This is a genomic window from Neomegalonema sp. (assembly GCF_028688855.1).
Taxonomy (GTDB): domain Bacteria; phylum Pseudomonadota; class Alphaproteobacteria; order Rhodobacterales; family Rhodobacteraceae; genus Neomegalonema.
Genome location: NZ_JAQTXI010000009.1, coordinates 1 through 18,091, shown reverse-complemented (window position 1 = coordinate 18,091; position 18,091 = coordinate 1). Strand labels below are relative to the sequence as shown.

Here is an 18,091-nt window from a genome sequence, read left to right as displayed (position 1 = left end):
GTCGACCGATTGCGTGCTGGGCTCAAGGTAAAAGGCTTGTATTGACAATCGGTGCATGAGGATGGTCCGAAGCCTCCCGACAGGCGCGGCCGGGGGGCTCCCCTCGCGCCGCATTGACAGAGCCGCGCGGGCGTGCCTCCCTGCGGGCTCTCGTGGAGAAGACGTCATGAGCTCATCCTTCGCCGCCTTCGCGCCCTGGGCGCCCTATCCTTCGTCGCGCCCCCGGCGCCTGAGGGCCGCTCCCTGGAGGCGCGCGCTGGTCGCCGAGACGCGGCTCGGGCCCGAGGACCTCATCTGGCCGATCTTCGTCATGGAGGGCGAAGGCCGCGAGGATCCGGTGGAGTCGCTGCCGGGAGTCTCGCGCCTGACCCTCGACCGGGCGCTGGTCCGGGTGGAGGAGGCGGCCAGGCTCGGGATTCCCTGCGTCACGCTCTTTCCCTATGTGGATCCCTCGCTGAAGAGCCTCGAGTGCGCCGAGGCCTGGAATCCGGAGAATCTGGTCTGCCGGGTCATCCGGGCGCTCAAGCGCGAGCTTCCGGAGATCGGCGTCATGACCGACGTGGCGCTGGATCCCTACAGCCTCCACGGCCATGACGGGATCCTCCGCGACGGGAGGATCGCCAACGACGAGAGCGTGACGGCCCTCGTGCGGCAGGCCATGGCCCAGGCCGAGGCGGGCGCCGACGTCATCGGCCCCTCGGACATGATGGACGGGCGCATCGGCGCCTTGCGGGCGGCTCTGGAGGCGGGCGGCCATCAGGACACGCTGATCATGTCCTATACGGCGAAATACGCCTCGGCCTTCTACGGCCCCTTCCGCGACGCGGTGGGCTCGGGCGGGAATCTCGGCAAGGGCGAGGACGTCCCCAAGGACAAGAAGACCTATCAGATGAACCCCGCCAACGGCGACGAAGCCCTGAAGGAGGCCGCCCTCGACCTCTCCGAAGGCGCCGACATGCTGATGGTCAAGCCGGGCCTGCCCTATCTGGACCTCTGCCGCCGCTTGAAGGACGCCTTCGGCGCGCCCACCTTCGCCTATCAGGTGAGCGGGGAATACGCGATGATCCAGGCCGCCGCCCGCAACGGCTGGATCGACGGAGAACGCGCCATGATGGAGACGCTGATTTCATTCAGACGCGCGGGATGCGACGGCGTGCTGACCTATTTCGCCGTCGAGGCCGCGAAACGCCTGCGGGCGGGGGCTCCGTGACTCCGCCCTCCCGCGCAGGGATCGGGCGTCGGCTCCGGCGGGCCTGGGCCTCGCTCGCGCTCCTCTGGGCCGCGGCGGCTCTGGCCGCGCTGGCGCCCTGGAGCGCCGCCGCCCAGCAGGCGCCCCGGGAGGCTCCGGCGGAGCCCGCCGCCTGCCGCGCGCAGATCTACGAGAGCGGCTTCTACAAGGTCTGCCGCTATGATCCGGCGAAGATGCGTCTGGCGCTGTTCAACCTCGACCCGGCGGGCCAGCCCTTCGGCGCCTTCGGGACTCTGCGCGACCATCTGGCCGCTCAGGGCGAGCGGATCGTCTTCGCCTTCAACGCGGGCATGTTCGACGAGGCCCTGAAGCCCATCGGGCTCTACATCGAGGCCGGGCGCAAGCTGAAGGCCCTGAACCGCCGCGCCGGATACGGCAATTTCCATCTCAAGCCCAACGGCGTCTTCTACATCCGCGAGGGCCGCCCCGGCGTGCTCGAAACCGAGGCCTACGCCCGCAGGTTCGAGCGCGAGGACGTGAAGCCTCCGGAATACGCCACGCAATCGGGGCCGATGCTGGTCGTCGACGGGAAGATCCACCCCGCCTTCATGGAGGACAGCGCCTCGCGCAAATTCCGCAACGGGGTGGGCGTCACGGCGGGGGGCGAGGCGATCTTCGTCATCTCGGATCTGCCCGTGACCTTCCACGCCTTCGGACGCTTCTTCCGCGACGGGCTCAAGACGCCCAACGCCCTGTTTCTGGACGGCTCGCTCTCCAGCCTCTTCAGCCCCGAGCTGCGCCGCGACGACCGCGCCCGGCCTCTGGGGCCGATGGTGGCCGCCATCGCCCGCGACGCGCCCCAGCCGGAAGCCGCCGCCGCGGCTCCGGCCCGGGACGAAGCCGCCGCCGCCCAGCCCCCCTCGGCCCAGCCCCAGCCCCGCCCCCGTCCGGCGACGCCTCCGGCTGCGCCGCCTGCGGTTCCTCCCTCCGCCCCCTGATCCGGGCCGCGCTCCGGAAGCGGCCGGAGGCGCGACTCCGTTCTCGCCGCTTTGCGCCGCAGCGCGAAAGGGCTATGAAGGAGGGATTCGCAGGGAGTTTCCGGTCTCATGGCGCGCATCCTCATCACCTCGGCCTTGCCCTACATCAACGGCGTGAAGCATCTGGGCAATCTGGTCGGCTCGATTCTGCCCTCCTGCGCCTACGCCCGCTTCATGCGTCAGCGCGGACATGAAGTGATGTTCCTCTGCGCCACCGACGAACACGGCACCCCCGCCGAGATCGCCGCCGCCAAGGCGGGCGTTCCGGTCGAGGCCTATTGCGCCGAGATGTTCGAGGTGCAGAAGAAGCTCTGCGAGGGCTTCGGGATCTCGTGGGACTGGTTCGGCCGCAGCTCCAGCGCGCAGAACCGCGCCCTGACGCAGCATCTCGCGGGCGAACTCGACAAGGCGGGGCTGATCTCCGAGGTGGAGGAGCGGCAATTCTACTCGCCCACCGACGGCCGCTTCCTGCCCGACCGCTACGTCGAGGGCGCCTGTCCGAACTGCGGCTACGCCCGCGCGCGCGGCGATCAGTGCGAGAACTGCACCAAGCTGCTCGATCCGACCGACCTGCTCGACCCGCATTCGGCGATCTCGGGCGCGAAGGATCTGGAGATCCGCGCGACGAAGCATCTCTATCTGCGCCAGTCGGCCATGCGCGAGCGGCTGCGGGCATGGATCTCCTCCAAACAGGACTGGTCGAATCTGGTCTCCTCCATCGCCCGCAAATGGCTCGACGACGGCGACGGGCTCCAGGACCGCAGCATCACCCGAGACCTCAAGTGGGGCGTGCCGGTGCGCAAGGGCGATCAGCCCTGGCCGGGCATGGAGGGCAAGGTCTTCTACGTCTGGTTCGACGCGCCCATCGAATACATCGCCTCGGCGGCGGAATGGGCCGAGGCCAGGGGCCTGCCCGATTCCGCATGGCGGCGCTGGTGGCGTACGGACGAAGGCGCCGCCGACGTGCGCTACGTCCAGTTCATGGGCAAGGACAACGTGCCCTTCCACACCATCAATTTCCCCGCCACCATCATGGGCTCGGGCGAGCCCTGGAAGCTGGTCGACCTCATCAAGGGCTTCAACTGGCTGAACTATGACGGCGGGAAGTTCTCGACCAGCCAGGGACGCGGCGTCTTCATGGACCAGGCTCTCGAAGTGCTGCCCGACTCCGACGTCTGGCGCTGGACCTTGCTCTCCAACGCGCCCGAAGGCAGCGATTCCGATTTCACCTGGGGAATCCTCCAGACGGCGCTGAACAAGGATCTCGCGGACGTCCTCGGGAACTTCGTCTCGCGGGTGACGAAGTTCTCCGCCGCGAAATTCGGCGAGACCCTGCCCGAAGGCGGGGCGCCCGGCCCGCTCGAAGCCGAGCTGACCGAGGCCCTCGACAAGGCCCTGACCGCCTACGCCGCCCATTGGGAGGCGGTGGAGATCCGCAAGGCCGCTTCGGAGCTGCGGGCGATCTGGTCGCTGGGCAACGACTACCTGCAACGCGCCGCGCCCTGGTCGAGCTTCAAGACCGATCCGGCCCTCGCCGCCCAGACGGTGCGGGTGGGGGTGAATCTCGCGCGGCTCTACGCGATCCTGTCGGCGCCCTTCATCCCGGAGGCCTCCGGCAAGATCCTCAGGGCGCTGAACCTGCCCGAGGAGGAGACGCTGAAGGCCTGGCCTGCGGACGCCGCCTCGGCGCTGACGGCCCTTCCGGCGGGCCACGCCTTCGCCGTGCCCGAGAACCTCTTCCGCAAGATGGAGGATTCCGGACGCGAGGCTCTGGAGGCGCGCTTCAGCGGCGTCGCCGCGTAAGAGCGCCCGCAGAAGGCCCAGGGAGGCGAGCCTCATGACCGAGGTGCTGATCGTCGTCGCGCCGATCTTCGCGCTGCTCGCCGGGGGCTGGCTGGCGGTGAAGACCGGATTCTTTCCGGCCTCGGGTCTGGATTTCCTGCTCTCCTTCGTGAACCGGGTGGCCAGTCCGGCGCTGCTCTTCACGGGGGCGGCGAATCTGGAGTTCGGGGTGGCCTTCGATCCGCGGGTGGTGGGGGCCTTCTATCTGGGCGCCGTCACGAGCTTCGCCGTGGGCATGACCATGGGCCGCAAGGCCTTCGGCATGACGCCGGGCGAGGCCGCCGCCTTCGCCTTCGCCTGCACCTTCTCGAATTCGCTCTTCATCGGCTATCCGGTTTCGGTGCGCGCCTTCGGGCCCGAGGCCGAAGGCCCCGCCTTCGCGATCATCGGCCTGCATGCGCCCTTGCTCTATCTGGTCGGGACGCTGGTGATGGAGACCTCGCGCCGCGACGGAAAGGGCGCTCTGGCGGCGGTGCGGGAAGTGGGGCTCGGACTCTGGCGCAATCCGCTGATCTGGGGCGTGGCGCTGGGGCTGATCGTCAATCTGCTGAATCTGCCGGTGCCCTCGCCGATCATGGAGGGGGCGCGCATGCTCGGCGAGGCCTCGCCGGCGGTGGGGCTCTTCGGGGTGGGCGGCGCCCTCGCGCAGAGCCGTCTGCGCGGTTCGCTCAAGCCCGCCTTCACGGCCGCCCTGACCAAGACCATGCTGCATCCCCTGCTGGTGCTGGGTCTGGCGCTGGCCTTCCGGGCGCCGCCGGATCTGGCCAAGGTCGCGGTGGTGGTGGCGGCCTCGCCGGGAGGGCTGAACATCTATCTCTTCGCCACGCTCTTCAAGCGCGGACAGGACGTCGCGGCCGCCACGCTGCTGGTGGGCACGCTTCTGGGCGCGCTGACGATTCCCGTCTGGCTCTTGATCGCGCGGGCGGCGTTCTGACCCCCGCTCTGTGAGGAATCCGCCATGAGTCTCTCCGCCCGTCGCCTGATCCGCGCCGCCGGGACTCCGCCGACCGCCTGGGACGTCGCGGTTCTGCCGCATCACGCCTGGCGGCTGGGGACCGGAAGCCTGACCACGGTTCACGAGGAAGCGGTCTCCTACGCCTTCGACCCGCCGCTTGAGGCCGCCCCCGGCGATCTGCTGGAGCTCGAGGATGGGCGCGGCGTTCAGCTTCTGCCCGCCGAAGAAGAGATTCTGGAGATCGCGGCGCAAGGCGCGGCTCTGGCCGAACTGGCCTATGGCGCGGGGGCTGCGGGTCTGGCGGCGCAGATCGAGCCCGAAGCCCTGCAGCTTCTCGATTCGCCCGAGGCCCGCGCCTTCTGCCGCGCGCGGGGGCTGGAGCCTGCGAAGCTCTGGCGTCCCTTCGCGCCTCTGCTCGGCGCGCCCCGGCGCAAGGCTCTGGCGCCTTTCGTGGCGGCTCTGGCGCGCGGCCCGTCGAAATCGCGGCATCTGACCCGCGAGGAGGCCCGCGAGGCCTTCCGTCTGGCTCTGGCGGGCGAGGCCCGGCCGGAGGCTCTGGGCGCGATGCTCATGCTGCTGCGCTATCGCAGCGAGGACGCGGCCGAGGCGGCGGGGATCGTCGAGGCCATGCGCGAGACTCTGGCGCCGGGCTGGAGCGAGGTCGGCGCCGCCGTGGACTGGCCCGCCTACGCCGCAGGCGCGAGTCGGGGCCTGCCGCTGTTCCTGCTCTCGGCGAAGCTTCTGGCGCGGGCGGGTCTGCCGGTGCTGCTCCATGGCTGGACGCCGCTGCTCGGCCCCACGCCGGAGGCCGGATCGCGGGCTCTGGGAATCGCCGTGACGGAGACTCCGGAGGCCGCGAAGGCGGCCCTCGCGGCGGAGGGAATCGCCTTCGCGCCTCTGGCGGCGCTGAACCCGCGCTTTCAGGAGCTGATGAAGCTGCGCGAAGTCTTCGGGCTGCGCTCTCCGGTGAACTCCTGCCTGCGGGCGCTGAATCCTGCGCGGGCCGAGACCAGCCTTCAGGGGGTGTTTCATCCGCCCTACAGGGACTTGCAGCGCGATGCGGCGGTTCTGCTCGAACAACCGCGCTTCATGGCCCTGAAGGGCGGCGGCGGCGAATTCGAGCGTCATCCGGCCAAGGCCGTCGAGCTTTACCGCCTGGAGCATGGCGCGATCCTCGACGACTCCGCTCCGCCCGTCTGGAGCGAGAAACGGCGGCTCGCGGCGGAAAAGGGCGGCGATCCGGCGGATCTGGCCGCGCTCTGGGCAGGGCGGCTGGAGGATGAGTTCTCGGCGTCGGTGGCGACCGGAACGGCGGCTCTGGCGCTGCTGGCGGCGGGCGCGGCGCCGGACGTCGCGGCGGCTCAGGCCCGCGCCGAGGAGCTCTGGGCGAACCGCCGATGAATGAAATGAAGGCCTTCCCGCTCTTCGTGAAAGTCGAAGGGGAGCGCGCCCTGATCCTCGGCGGCGGCGAGGAGGCCGCCCGCAAGGCGCGGCTGCTGCTGAAATCCTGCGTGAAGATCGAGGTCTTCGCCGCTGATCTGAATGAGGAACTGGCGGCGCTGGTCGCTTCGGGGCGCGCCACGCGCCTCGCGCGGGAGTCGGATCTCCAGGGCGCGCGCGTCGCCTTCGTCGCCACGGGAGACGAGGCCGAAGACGCCAGGCTGGCGGCTCTGGCGCGGGCGGGGGGCGCTCTGGTCAATGTGGTCGACCGCCCGGAGCTCTGCGATTTCTATACGCCCGCCCTCGTGGACCGCGCGCCTCTGGTGGCGGCCATCGGCACCGAGGGCGCGGCGCCGGTCCTCGCCCGGAGGATCAAGACGCGGCTCGAAAGCCTTCTGGAGCCTGATCTCGGAGCCCTGGCCGCTCTGGCGGCGGATCTGCGCGAACCTCTCGCCGAAAGCCTGCCCCCCGAGGCACGGCGCGGCTTCTGGCTCTGGGTCTTCGCCGGAGAGCCGCGGCGTCTGGCGGCGCAAGGGCGGCTCGCGGAGGCCGAAGCCCTGATGCGTCGCGCCATGGCGGAGGGGCGCCTCCCCGAGACGGAGCCCGGCGCGCTTGCGGTGATCGGCGCGGGGCCGGGGGCTCCGGATCTCCTCAGCCTGCGGGCCGCCCAGAGGCTCCAGGAGGCGGATCTGATCCTGCATGATCCCGGGCTAGACCCCGGCTTCCTGGAGATCGCCCGCCGCGATTCCGAGCGCCTGGCCTTCGCAGGCGACGCCTCCGCCCTCATGCGCGCGGCGGCGGAGGCCGGCCGTCGCGTCGCGAGGCTGCGCGCCGGAGAAGCCCGCGAGGCGCCCGAAGCCGCCCTCCTGCGCGCGGCGGGCTTCGAGGTCGAGCATCTGCCGGGGCTTCCTCCCCTCGCCTGAGCGCCTTGCGCGCCCTTGTGAGCCGTTTCGGGAAAGCCGGGGTTTCCTTATCGTTGAAAAATGTTTATCTCCATCGGATCGATGTGAGGAGACCCATCATGACCGCCTCTTGGAGCAAAGAAAGCTGGCGCAATTTCACCGTCCACCAGAGCCCCGTCTATGAAGACGCGGCGGCTCTCTCGGGCGTCACCTCGAGGCTCGCCAGCTTTCCGCCGCTTGTTTTCGCAGGAGAGGCGCGCACCCTCAAACAGCGCCTGGCCGCCGCCTCCAGAGGCGAAGCCTTCCTGCTTCAGGGCGGAGACTGCGCCGAGGCCTTCGCCGATTTCCGCGCCAACGCCGTCCGCGACACCTTCCGGGTGCTGCTGCAGATGGCCGTCGTGCTGACCTGGGGCGCCAAGAAGCCGGTGATCAAGGTCGGGCGCATGGCGGGGCAGTTCGCCAAGCCGCGCAGCGCCCCCACCGAGACCATCGACGGCGTGGAGCTGCCCAGCTACCGCGGCGACATCATCAATGATCTGCCCTTCACCGCGGAGGCGCGTCGGCCCCGGCCCGAGAAGATGCTCGAAGCCTACACCCAGAGCGCCGCGACGCTGAACCTGCTGCGCGCCTTCGCGAAGGGCGGCTACGCCGACATGCGCCGCGTCTCGGAATGGAACCTCGACTTCGCCGCCGGAGAGGGCGCCGAGGACTACCGCCGCATCGCCGAGCGGGTTTCGGACGCGCTGGACTTCATGCAGGCCTGCGGCGTGGGCACCAAGGAGGCCCCCGCCCTGCACGAGGTGGATTTCTTCACCTCGCATGAGGCGCTGCTGCTCGAATACGAGCAGGCCCTGACCCGCGAGGACTCCACCCATCTGGGCCAGATGGTCGCGGGTTCGGCGCACATGCTCTGGATCGGCGACCGCACCCGTCAGCTCGACGGGGCGCATGTCGAATATTGCCGCGGCGTGCTCAATCCCATCGGCCTGAAATGCGGCCCGAGCCTCAAGCCCGACGAGCTGATCCGGCTCATCGACCGGCTCAATCCGGAGGACGAGGCGGGCCGCCTCACGCTGATCGGCCGCTTCGGCGCGGGCAAGACCCAGGAGCATCTCCCGAGCCTCGTCCGCCGCGTGCAGGCCGAGGGCCGGAAGGTCGTCTGGTGCTGCGACCCCATGCACGGCAACACCATCAAGGCCGAGAACGGCTACAAGACCCGCCCCTTCGAGCGGATCCTTCAGGAAGTGCGCGAGTTCTTCGACATCTGCCGCTCCGAGAACGCCCAGCCCGGCGGCGCGCATATCGAGATGACCGGCGCCGACGTGACGGAATGCCTCGGCGGCCTGCAGGACCTCAAGGCGGCGGATCTCTCGGACCGCTACCATACGGCCTGCGATCCGCGTCTGAACGCCAGCCAGTCGCTGGAGCTGGCCTTCCTCCTCGCCGAGGAGTTCGACGAGATCGCCCAGGCCGCCAAGGCCGAACGCAGGCGTGAGGATGAACGTGAACGCGCCCGGCTCGCCGCCGCGAGCTGAGATTCCGGATGAAACGCGAAAGCCTCCCCGTCGCAGGACGGGGAGGCTTTTTTCATGGCGTCGCAAGGGCTTGAACCGGGATCCTCAGGCGCCGCCTCCGGAGAAGGCTTGGCGCGCCCGCCCGCCGCATCAGAGGCTTCGCGCCTCCTCCACGAGGCAGACGGCCAGATCGCCCAGCTCCAGCCCGACTTCGGCGGCGCGTCCGCCCGCGATCTCCAGCACCGCGCCCGAGACCGCCCGCGCGGGGCCCCTCGGGGCGAGATCGCCCGGAACCGCCTCGCGCTCGATGTGCTGGATCCGCCCCCGGGGATCGATGAAGATCATGTCCAGAGGAATGATCGTGTTCTTCATCCAGAACTGCGAAGGACGCGGCGGCGAGAAGATGAACAGCATCCCCGCTTCCGGCCCCAGAGCCTCGCGCCACATCAGGCCCTGGCGCTGGCTTTCGGCGTCGGCGGCGATCTCGACCGCGAAGGCGGCCTCCTCGCGTCCGGCGAAGCCGATCCGCCCCCTGGCGGCGGCGCAATCGAGCGTCTCGAGCGCGGCCTCCTCGGGATTCGACGCGATCAGCGCCGGAGAAGCCGCCGCCGGCGCGGCTCGGGTGGAGGCGCAGCCCGACCCGAGGGCCAGAACGGCCGTCAGGATCGTCAGGGACCGGCGCAGAGGCTCATTGCGGATCACAGGCGTGCTCCCAGGGCCGCACCTCGACCGTGATGCGCCCGCGCGGCCCCTGACCGGTGCGCACCAGAACGGCTTCCCCCGCGATCAGCTCGGGCATGCCGAAGCGCCGCAGGGTCTCCATGTGCACGAAGACGTCGTCCCGATGCCCCAGAATGTTCACGAAGCCGAAGCCCTTGGCCTTGTCGAACCATTTCACCCGGGCGGGCAGCAACGGCCCTTCGGCCGAAGCCGAGGCCGCGAAATCGGAAGGACGCGCGCCCTCTTCCTGCGGCGGCCGCTCGCGCGGCGGCAGGATCCTTTCATCCAGCTTGAGGATGCGCAGGGCCTGCAGCCCGCGTTCGCTCTGGGCCGCCTCCACCGAGACGGCCTCTCCCTCGACCAGGGTCTGCACCCCGGCGGCCCTCAGCGTGGAGGCGTGCAGCAGCACGTCCGGCCCGCCGTCTCTGGGGACCATGAATCCATATCCCTTGCCGGGATCATACCACTTGATCCAGCCTTCGACGATCGTGCCGCCCAGGTCCGCCGCCATGGCGGATTTCGCGTCGTCGTCATTCATGACTTCAGCCAACCGTGAACACCAGACACACCAAACACCCTCGCGCCCGGGAAGATCTCTCCCCGCGCGCATCCCCGTCCGGAGCTTAAGTCAACTGATTGCGCCCGCAAAACGCCTTTCGACGCACAAGCGCGTTAACTTTCCGGATGTGGCCTTGAGGTTAATGTTTTTTCCGTACGATCATCGCCGCCGCGCCTCTCGACGGCCCTTTCTCGCATCCGGAGTTGGTTTCATGGCCCCGCCCCTTACTTTCGCGTGCGTCCTCCGCTGGTCCGGATGGCTGCTTCCGGCGGTCCTCGCGGCCGGATGCGCCCATGGCGGCGCGACGGCTCCCTCCGGCGCGGGAGTCCGCCTCGAGGCCCCGGCCGCCGCAAGCGGATTCGCCGAAGCGATTCGCGCTCCTGCGGCGCAGCAAAGCTTCCTGAACCCCATCCGGCGGCTGGACGTGGTCGCCGGGACGCCCGCCGGAATAGAGGCCGCCGTCAGCCATGCGGCCACTCTGGCCCGCAGCGACGCCGCCTATCGCCCCACCCGTCTGGAGGCCGCCCAGATCGGACTTCTCTACGGCGATCCGCAGGGCCGCGCCTTCGTCGAGACCGTCGGGCCGCGCGCTTTGGCCCAGGGCGAGCCCGCCAGACAATGCCCCGCCCTGACGCTCGGGCGCGGAGCGGACGAGCCCGCCGCCGCCCGTTCGGCGCTGCAAGGCTGCTTCGCGGCGCTGCAAGGCCGGGAAGACTGCGGCTGCCGTCTGCTGGCGGAAAGCGACCGGCTTCTGGCCACGGCGGCGCATTTCTCCTACGCCCTCGGGGTTTCGGCCACGCTGGTCGATCCGGCGGCGCGTCAGGAGATGACGCTCGTGGCCGAAGAGCGCGTCCTCGCCAATCGCCCGGACGCCTCCGTGGTCTGGCTGCTCGGCTTCGACGGCCCCAAGGGGGCGCTCCATCTGGAGCCCGACGGAATCGCGGCTCTGGCGCTGCTCTCCGAAGGCCCGGTGCGCGATCCGCAATGGATCGGCCGCCATCAGGCCGAGGGCTTCCGGCGCGGACGCGTCGCGCGACGCGCCTTCCTGCGCAACGCCGCAGGCGAAGAGCGCGTCGTGCTCGTCGGCTTCGAGGCGCAGGAGCTGGCCGAGCGTCACGCCGAGTTGATCGAGCCGCCGCCCGCCCTGACCGCGCCCGTGCCGCCCGCTCTGGCGCAGGCCGCGCCCAGGCCGCCCGCTCCGGCGGAGCTTCAGGCCTCCCGCTGAGGATCTTCCTCCTCCGGTCGCGCCGCCGCCGCTTGACGCGCGCGGCGCGGGCGTCGATGCTGCCGCTCCCCTGAACTCCGGCGGGAGGGAGCCGCTCATGTCCGCCGCTTCCGAACCGCGGCTTCTCGCCGGGGCCTTCGCCCATGAGGCGCCGCAGCGCCCCCCGATCCGGGCGACGGAGCGCCGGAGGCTGACGCTCTGGGCGCCGGTGGGTCTGGGGATCGGAATCCTGCTCTGGTTCGCGGCGCCCTTCGAGCCGCCGCTCTGGACCGCGGGCGCCTCCTGGTTCGCCTTCGGCGTCTGGGTTCTGGCGCGGGCGCGCGGAAGCCTGCCGCTCGCGATTCTCGCGGGGGCGCTGCTGACGCTCTGCCTCGGCTGGAGCGCGGCGACGATCCGCGCCCGTCTGGTCGCCGCGCCGATCCTCGCGCATCAGGGGAGCTTCGTGCTGGAAGGCCGCGTGGAGACGAAGCTTTTCCGCTCCGAGGGCAAGCGGCGGCTGATTCTCGACCGCCTCGTCTTCGAGAAGCCGCCGCGCGCGGGCGTCCCCGAGCGGATTCAGGTCGGCGTCCCGCCGGATCTCGAAGTTCAGGCGGGCGAGCGCGTGAAGATGACCGCATGGCTCACGCCGCCCGGAGGCCCGCCCATGCCCGGCGGCTATGATTACGGCCAGAGGGTCTGGTTTCAGGGAATCGGCGGCGTGGGCTCGGCGCGCGCCGAGACCATCCTGATCCTTCCGCCCCGGCCCGAGGATCTCGACGCCGGGGCGCGGCTCTCGCGCTGGCGGACGGAGGTCGCGATGGCGCTCGTCGAGCGCCTCGGCGCCCGCACGGGAGGCGTGGCGGCGGCGCTGTCGGTGGGCGTGCGGGGGCTCGCGCCCGAAGAGGTCGAGATCGCCTTGCGGGATTCGGGCCTCGCGCATCTGCTGTCGATCTCGGGAGCGCACATGGCGGTGATGACCGCCCTGATCTTCGGCGCGGCGCGGACTCTGCTGGCGGCGGTCCCCGGTCTGGCGGCGCGGCGGCCGATCCGGAAATGGGCGGCTCTGGCGGCTCTGGCGGCGGCGACGGTCTATCTGGCGGCCTCCGGCGCGGACGCGCCTGCGCAAAGGGCCTATGTGATGTCGGGGACGGCGATGGTCGCCATCCTGCTGGATCGGCGGGCGATCAGCTTCCGGTCTCTGGCGGCGGCCTCTCTGATCCTGCTGATGCTGCGGCCCGAAAGCCTGCTGGAGCCGGGCTTCCAGATGTCCTTCGCGGCGACGGCGGCTCTGGTCGCGGCCTTCGAGGCCATCCCCGTCGGACGGATCTTCGCGGGCTCGCCGGACGAGGGCGCGGCCCGCAGATGGGCGCGGCGTCTGGTTCTGGCGCTGCTCGGCTCGGTGGTGATGAGCCTCGCGGCGGGACTGGCCTCGGGGATCTACGGCGCGGCCTATTTCAACCGGGTCCAGCTGTATAATCTGCCCGCCAATCTGGCGGCGGCGCCCTTGTCGAGTCTGGCGGTGATGCCCGCTCTGGCGCTTTCGGCGATTCTCGCGCCCTTCGGCCTCGAAGCTCCGGCGCTCCGGGCTCTGGGCTGGAGTCTGGAGGCGCTGAACCGGCTGGCGGAGTTCTTCGCCGGATTGCCCGGCGCGGCGCCGATCCTGCCTTCTCCTGCGCCTTGGGCTCTGGGGCTGGCGACGCTCGGAGGGCTGTGGCTCTGCCTCTGGCGCGACCGGCGGCTGAGGCTGGCGGGTCTGGCGCCTCTGGGTCTGGGGCTGGCCTTCTGGGGGGCGGCGCCGAGGCCGGATCTGCTCATCGACGCCGAGGGTCGGCTTCTGGGCCTGCGCGGCGCCGACGGGCTTCTGGCGCTGAGCCATGACGGACGCAAGAGCTACGAGGCCTCGGCCTGGCTGCGGCGCGAGGGCGACGGGGCCTCGCAAGAAGAGGCGGCGGCGCGTCCGGGCTGGCTCTGCGCGGACGCGGGCTGCGAAGCCTCGGCGCCGGAGGGCTGGCGCGTGATCGTCTGGTCCGGCAAGACGGCGCCTGAGGCTCTGACGGCCCGCTGCGCCCCGAAGACCCTGCTCGTGACGGGCGAGATATGGGAAGGGATCGAGGGCGGCTGTCTGCATCTGCCGGCCTGGCGTCTGCGCCGCGAGGGCTCCCAGGCCGTGAGCTTCTGGCCGGAGGGTCCGGTCTTCGCCTCCGGCCGCCGCGTCGGGCGCATCTGGACCCGCGCGAACCCCCTGGAGTTCTAGAGCCTTTTCCGATCCTGCCGGATCGCTCAAAGGCTCCGGCTTCTTGCTGGTCGCGTTCTCACGACGCGAAGCCCTTCCGGCTTCGCTGGAGAACGCTCTAGCTCCCCGGCGCGAGACGGCGGGTCAGGGCCTCGAATTCGCGGCGCAGCTCCTGATTCTCGAAGATGCGCTCGAGTCCGGGGCTCTTCATGCTGCCCAGAGCCTCGAAGGAGAGGTCCGCGTTCTCCATGAGGCGGCGCAGCTGGAAGCTGGCGTCCACCGTGCGCAGGGTGTTGTCGGCGACGTGCAGCTCCCGAAGGGTCTTCTCGCGCTCGGCGTGGATCTCGTCGCGCTGGCCCGACAGATGCCGACGATAGACCGCAGCCGCCTCCAGAGCCAGCCGCTGGCTCTCCAGATTGGCTTCGAGGGCGCGTTTCTGCTCCGGCGTGGGATCGCCCTGCAGCAGGCGCATGGTCTCGGCGCGGGCGGCGCGCAGATCCCGTTCGATCTGGTCGAGCTTGGGCAGATAGCCCCCGTCCACCGTCTCGATGAATTGCGTCTGGGCCTCGGCGAGCAGCGCGATGGTCGCGGCGTGCATGCCGTAATAGCGGCGGGCCTGGGTCAGATCCTCGCCGGAGTCGTCGAGCAGCGCCCGGAGCTGCTCGCTCACGCCGCGCGCCGCCTGATAGGCCGCCGCGATGCGCGTCAGGTCTCCGCCCGACACGCTGTCGAGCAGAAGCTCCGCCTCCTCCGGCGTGAGCGCCACGCCTGCGCCCTCCATGGCGGCGCGGAACTTCTCCCGCGCCTCGACCACGGAGGCTTCGTTTTCAAGGATGCGGTTCTGAAGCTCGGCGATGGCGGCGTCGATGCTCTGGCGGTCGTGGGCCAGGCCGAGGCTGCCCATCACGCCCGCGTCCTCGGGCGCCGACATGCGCCGCTCGCGCAGACGGGAGATCTCTTCCCGCAGGGCCTCGACGTTCTGACGGCGGCGGGCGATCTCCTCCTGGGTCTCGACCACCGGAAGCTCCGAGACCAGCCCGAAGGCCGAGCCCAGAAGCTCGCGCGCGCGGCTGTCGGAATCGAGTCCGAACTGACGGCGCAGGATCTGCGAGCCCCCTTCCGCCGAGCGGCGGCGGGCTTCGGCGGCGCGCTCCAGCACCTCGCGGAGCTCGCCGTAGAGGCGGCGCATGGCCGGATCCTCCGCCAGAGGATCGGAGATCGCCGCCCCCTGCGTCTGAGCCTGCGCCCAGCCCGGCGCGGGCGCGGCCAGAGCCAGCCCCAGAGCCAGCAGGAGGCCCGAAGAGGGCGCGAAGGCGGAGGGGCGGATGAAAAGCGTCATGACGCGGCTCCGTCTGGAGGAGGGGCCTCCGGGCCGGAAGACGGCGAGGAGGCGCGCAAGGCGAAAGAAGGCGAGGCTTCCGGGGCGATATAGGCGCGGTCGGGCGCGCCGCAAGGAAGAAGAAGGTTCACGCTCCGTCAAGACTCCTGATTTACCGTGAACGAACAAGAGCCGCCGCGCCTCTGTGGGTCCAGCGCCTCCTGATCGCTCGCCTCACGCCGCCTTTTCCCCGAAAGGCGGCGTTTTTTCAATCCAGCTGGAAGGCGAGAGTCTTGAGATAGCCCGTTTCGGGCAGGGCCGGATGAATCGGATGATCCGCCCCGGCGCGCCCCGAATGGACCAGACGACCCCGACGTCCCGAAGCGCGCATGCCCGCCCAGGCCTCTTCGCGCAGAGCCTCCGGCTCCACCGCCTGAGAGCAGGAGCAGAGCATGAGGAAGCCGCCCGGCTCCACCAGAGCCGATCCCAGACGCGCCGTGCGGCGATAGGCCCGGAGGCCCGCCTCCAGCGCGGCGCGGTTGGGCGCGAAGGCCGGAGGATCGCAGACCACCGCCTCGAAGCGGGCGCCCTCCTCCGCCAGACGCGTCATGGCGCCGAAGGCGTCGGCGCGGGCGGCGGCGAAGCGCGCGCCGAAGCCGTTGCGGGCGGCGGCCTCGCGGGCGAGGTCGAGCGCCAGCTCCGAACTGTCCACCGCCAGAGCCGAGGTCGCGCCCGCCGCCAGAGCCGCCAGAGAAAACCCGCCCGCATGGGCGAAGACGTCGAGCATCCGACCGCCCTTCGCCAGAAGCGCGGCGTAGGCGTGATTGGGGCGCTGGTCGAAATACCAGCCGGTCTTCTGGCCCTTGAGCAGATCCGCCAGATAGATCGCGCCGTTCTGGGGCACCTCCACGGGGCCGTCGAGCGTCCCCTTCACGAGGCGGCGTCCGGGCGGCAGGCCCTCCAGGGCGCGCAGGCGGGATTCGTCGTTGAGGACCACCACCTCGGGCGCGAGCGCGAGGTCGAGCCCCTCCAGCAGGGCGGAGAGATGCAGCTCCGCCCAGGCGGCGTTGGCCTGGACCACGCAGGCCGGGCCGAAGCGGTCCACGATCACGCCGGGCAGGCCGTCGCCCTCGGCGTGGATGAGGCGGTAATGCTCGCCCCCGATCAGACGCGCCCGCAGATCCCGCGCCGCCGAGAAGCGCGCCGCGAACCATGCGCCGTCGATCCGGGCCTCGGGATCGGAATCGAGCAGCCGCAGGGCCACCTGAGTCCCGGCGTTCAGCGCCACGGTCGCGACGAGGCGGCGCTCCTCGTCCTCCAGCGCCGCCACCGAGCCCGGCGGCAGGGCTTTGGTCCGGCGGTCGAAGGCGATCTCGTCGAGATAGGCCCAGGGCGCGCCCTCGCGCAGAAAGCGACCTCCGCGCTTCTCCCGGAACCGGATCCGGGGACGCGCGGAGGAAGAAACAGAATCGGCGGGCGCGAGGCTCATCCGGGAACTCCGATCTGGAGGGGCTTCAAGCGGGGAGAATCAGGGAGAATTCAGGGCGGCGGATCATAAACCCATCCCGGCGCGACGCAACGCGCAGATGCGGAATCAACCCTGAAATTCGTGATGTCCTCCGCTTTATCCGCATGGGTGAAGGCTGCGGCGTTGACAGTCCTTCTTCCTCTTTGGGACAAAGGAGATCGGGCGCGGATCCTCCCCTCGAAGACGGGACGGACGACGCCGGAGGAGAGCTCATGGAGACAGCCGCATCCGGAGGACCGCAGGCCGGAAGGCCGCCCATGCCAAAGGCGATCCGGCTTTACGTCAGATGGGTGGATTCCCTCAGCCGCTGGACGGGAATCTTCGCGATGCTCCTGCTCTTCGCCCTGCTGGGGATCCTGCTCTGGTCGGTGATCATGAAGACCTGGTTCCTGCCGTCGCTCTGGACGGTGGAGGCGGCGCAATTCGTCATGGTCTCCTATTACCTGCTCGGCGGCGCCTGGACGCTCAAGGAAGGCGAGCATGTGCGGATGGATCTGCTCTACAGCCGCTGGACGCCCCGCAGGAAGGCGGGCGTGGATCTCTTCACCGGGCTGGCGATGATCTTCTTTCTCGCGCTGCTGCTCGCGGGGGGCGTGGCGAGCTCCTACTACGCCTGGCAGACCAACGAACACAGCTTCTCGGCCTGGCGTCCGCCCATGCTGCCGGTCAAGCTGGTCATGACCTTCGGAATCTTCCTGACGCTCCTTCAGGCGGTGGCGATCTTCTTCCGCGATTGGGCGACCCTGCGCGGAGCCCCCATCGAATGAGCTATGAACTCATCGCCGCCCTGATGTTCTCGAGCATGATGCTCATGCTCCTGACGGGACAACGCGTCTTCGCCGTGATCGGCTTCGTGGGGGCCGTGGCGGCGCTGTTCCTCTGGGGCGGCTCGGGCAGCTTCAACATGGCCTTCTCCTCGGCGATGAAGCTGATGCGCTGGTATCCCATGCTGACGCTGCCGCTCTTCGTCTTCATGGGCTACATGCTCGCGGAATCGCGCATCGCGGACGACCTCTACCGGATGTTCCACGTCTGGATGGGGTCGATCCGGGGCGGACTCGCCATAGGCACCATGCTGCTGATGATCGTCATCTCGGCGATCAACGGGTTGAGCGTGGCGGGCATGGCGGTCGGGGCGACCATCGCCCTGCCCGAACTGCTCCGGCGCGGCTATGACAAGATCATGGTCACCGGCGTGATCCAGGGCGGCTCGACGCTGGGAATCCTGCTGCCGCCGAGCGTGGTGCTGGTGCTTTACGGCATGATCGCGCGTCAGCCGGTGGGCCATCTCTGGATGGCGGGCGTCTTTCCCGGACTGCTCATGGCGACGCTCTTCCTGCTCTACATCATGGTGCGTTGCCGGCTGAATCCCGAGCTCGGCCCCCCCATGCCCGAGGAGGAGCGCGCGAAGATCACCCGCGCCGAGAAGCTCCATGCGCTTCAGGCGGGGATCTGGCCCTTCGTCATCTTCTTCTCGATGACGGGGCTTTTCCTGACCGGCGTCACCAGCCTCGTGGAGAGCGCGGCGGTGGGCGCGTCGGCCTCGACCTTCGTGGCCCTGATCCGGGGGCGCCTGACCTGGGACGTGCTCCATCAGACCGCCCGCAAGACGCTCGGCGTCAGCTGCATGTTCATGTGGCTGATCATGGC

General features: G+C 70.1%; 15 protein-coding genes. 11 read left to right on the top strand and 4 right to left on the bottom strand.

The genetic code is table 11. The features are described 5' to 3' along the window. The first annotated feature begins 166 nt into the window (after positions 1-166). The 7 genes from hemB (at position 167) to PHN62_RS08430 (ending at position 8,900) form a co-directional block, all read left to right on the top strand. On the top strand, positions 167-1,210 hold the full coding sequence (hemB, locus tag PHN62_RS08460) for a porphobilinogen synthase (RefSeq protein ID WP_300149040.1): 1,044 nt from the start codon (positions 167-169) through the stop codon (positions 1,208-1,210). Continuing rightward, positions 1,207-2,187, top strand: a complete 981-nt coding sequence (locus PHN62_RS08455) for a phosphodiester glycosidase family protein (RefSeq protein ID WP_300149037.1) — start codon at positions 1,207-1,209, stop codon at positions 2,185-2,187. The genes hemB and PHN62_RS08455 overlap by 4 nt, the downstream gene beginning before the upstream one ends. 108 nt (positions 2,188-2,295) lie before the next feature. Then, positions 2,296-4,029: a methionine--tRNA ligase gene (gene metG / locus PHN62_RS08450; protein WP_300149034.1), complete on the top strand. Its 1,734-nt coding sequence runs from the start codon at positions 2,296-2,298 to the stop codon at positions 4,027-4,029. A gap of 34 nt (positions 4,030-4,063) precedes the next feature. After that, positions 4,064-5,002, top strand: coding sequence for an AEC family transporter (locus PHN62_RS08445; RefSeq protein WP_300149031.1), 939 nt, complete (start codon positions 4,064-4,066; stop codon positions 5,000-5,002). Positions 5,003-5,026: 24 nt separating this feature from the next. Continuing rightward, positions 5,027-6,424 carry a glycosyl transferase family protein gene (locus tag PHN62_RS08440; RefSeq protein ID WP_300149029.1) on the top strand — a complete coding sequence of 466 codons (1,398 nt, stop codon included), beginning with the start codon at positions 5,027-5,029 and terminating at the stop codon, positions 6,422-6,424. Next, the gene (locus PHN62_RS08435; RefSeq protein ID WP_300149026.1) at positions 6,421-7,386 is read left to right on the top strand and encodes an NAD(P)-dependent oxidoreductase; all 966 of its coding nucleotides are present in this window, start codon (positions 6,421-6,423) and stop codon (positions 7,384-7,386) included. The genes PHN62_RS08440 and PHN62_RS08435 overlap by 4 nt, the downstream gene beginning before the upstream one ends. A 98-nt stretch (positions 7,387-7,484) precedes the next feature. After that, a complete protein-coding gene (locus PHN62_RS08430) occupies positions 7,485-8,900 on the top strand; it encodes a class II 3-deoxy-7-phosphoheptulonate synthase (RefSeq protein ID WP_300149023.1) in 1,416 nt (471 codons plus the stop codon). Positions 8,901-9,029: 129 nt separating this feature from the next. Here the strand turns inward: PHN62_RS08430 and PHN62_RS08425 are convergent, their stop codons facing one another. Continuing rightward, the gene (locus tag PHN62_RS08425) at positions 9,030-9,581 is read right to left on the bottom strand and encodes a DUF192 domain-containing protein (RefSeq protein WP_300149019.1); all 552 of its coding nucleotides are present in this window, start codon (positions 9,579-9,581) and stop codon (positions 9,030-9,032) included. Beyond that, entirely contained in the window at positions 9,568-10,137 is a 570-nt protein-coding gene (locus PHN62_RS08420) for a cold shock protein (protein ID WP_300149016.1), read from the bottom strand. Before PHN62_RS08420 ends, PHN62_RS08425 begins: the two co-directional genes overlap by 14 nt. 232 nt (positions 10,138-10,369) lie before the next feature. On the opposite strand from PHN62_RS08420, the gene PHN62_RS08415 reads away from it, so the two are divergent. Then, entirely contained in the window at positions 10,370-11,383 is a 1,014-nt protein-coding gene (locus PHN62_RS08415) for a hypothetical protein (RefSeq protein ID WP_300149014.1), read from the top strand. A gap of 97 nt (positions 11,384-11,480) precedes the next feature. Continuing rightward, the gene (locus PHN62_RS08410) at positions 11,481-13,616 is read left to right on the top strand and encodes a ComEC/Rec2 family competence protein (RefSeq protein WP_300149011.1); all 2,136 of its coding nucleotides are present in this window, start codon (positions 11,481-11,483) and stop codon (positions 13,614-13,616) included. Between the two features lie 97 nt (positions 13,617-13,713). On the opposite strand, the gene PHN62_RS08405 is transcribed toward PHN62_RS08410, so the two are convergent. Continuing rightward, the gene (locus tag PHN62_RS08405; RefSeq protein ID WP_300149007.1) at positions 13,714-14,934 is read right to left on the bottom strand and encodes a hypothetical protein; all 1,221 of its coding nucleotides are present in this window, start codon (positions 14,932-14,934) and stop codon (positions 13,714-13,716) included. Between the two features lie 247 nt (positions 14,935-15,181). Continuing rightward, positions 15,182-16,402: a class I SAM-dependent methyltransferase gene (locus tag PHN62_RS08400; RefSeq protein WP_300149004.1), complete on the bottom strand. Its 1,221-nt coding sequence runs from the start codon at positions 16,400-16,402 to the stop codon at positions 15,182-15,184. A 296-nt stretch (positions 16,403-16,698) separates the two neighbouring features. Here PHN62_RS08400 and PHN62_RS08395 point away from each other — a divergent pair, with 296 nt between their 5' ends. Together PHN62_RS08395 and PHN62_RS08390 are read left to right on the top strand one after the other, a co-directional pair. Further along, positions 16,699-17,208, top strand: coding sequence for a TRAP transporter small permease subunit (locus tag PHN62_RS08395; RefSeq protein ID WP_300149002.1), 510 nt, complete (start codon positions 16,699-16,701; stop codon positions 17,206-17,208). Continuing rightward, a partial coding sequence (locus tag PHN62_RS08390) for a TRAP transporter large permease subunit (RefSeq protein WP_300148999.1) occupies positions 17,205-18,091 on the top strand: 887 nt, incomplete at its 3' end. The genes PHN62_RS08395 and PHN62_RS08390, both read left to right, overlap by 4 nt.

Coding starts and splice junctions, on each gene's coding strand:
- hemB (WP_300149040.1), top strand. CDS start 167: ATGAGCTCATCCTTCGCCGCCTTCGCGCCCTGGGCGCCCTATCCTTCG.
- metG (WP_300149034.1), top strand. CDS start 2,296: ATGGCGCGCATCCTCATCACCTCGGCCTTGCCCTACATCAACGGCGTG.
- PHN62_RS08445 (WP_300149031.1), top strand. CDS start 4,064: ATGACCGAGGTGCTGATCGTCGTCGCGCCGATCTTCGCGCTGCTCGCC.
- PHN62_RS08440 (WP_300149029.1), top strand. CDS start 5,027: ATGAGTCTCTCCGCCCGTCGCCTGATCCGCGCCGCCGGGACTCCGCCG.
- PHN62_RS08435 (WP_300149026.1), top strand. CDS start 6,421: ATGAATGAAATGAAGGCCTTCCCGCTCTTCGTGAAAGTCGAAGGGGAG.
- PHN62_RS08430 (WP_300149023.1), top strand. CDS start 7,485: ATGACCGCCTCTTGGAGCAAAGAAAGCTGGCGCAATTTCACCGTCCAC.
- PHN62_RS08420 (WP_300149016.1), bottom strand. CDS start 10,137: ATGAATGACGACGACGCGAAATCCGCCATGGCGGCGGACCTGGGCGGC.
- PHN62_RS08415 (WP_300149014.1), top strand. CDS start 10,370: ATGGCCCCGCCCCTTACTTTCGCGTGCGTCCTCCGCTGGTCCGGATGG.
- PHN62_RS08410 (WP_300149011.1), top strand. CDS start 11,481: ATGTCCGCCGCTTCCGAACCGCGGCTTCTCGCCGGGGCCTTCGCCCAT.
- PHN62_RS08405 (WP_300149007.1), bottom strand. CDS start 14,934: ATGACGCTTTTCATCCGCCCCTCCGCCTTCGCGCCCTCTTCGGGCCTC.
- PHN62_RS08400 (WP_300149004.1), bottom strand. CDS start 16,402: ATGAGCCTCGCGCCCGCCGATTCTGTTTCTTCCTCCGCGCGTCCCCGG.
- PHN62_RS08395 (WP_300149002.1), top strand. CDS start 16,699: ATGCCAAAGGCGATCCGGCTTTACGTCAGATGGGTGGATTCCCTCAGC.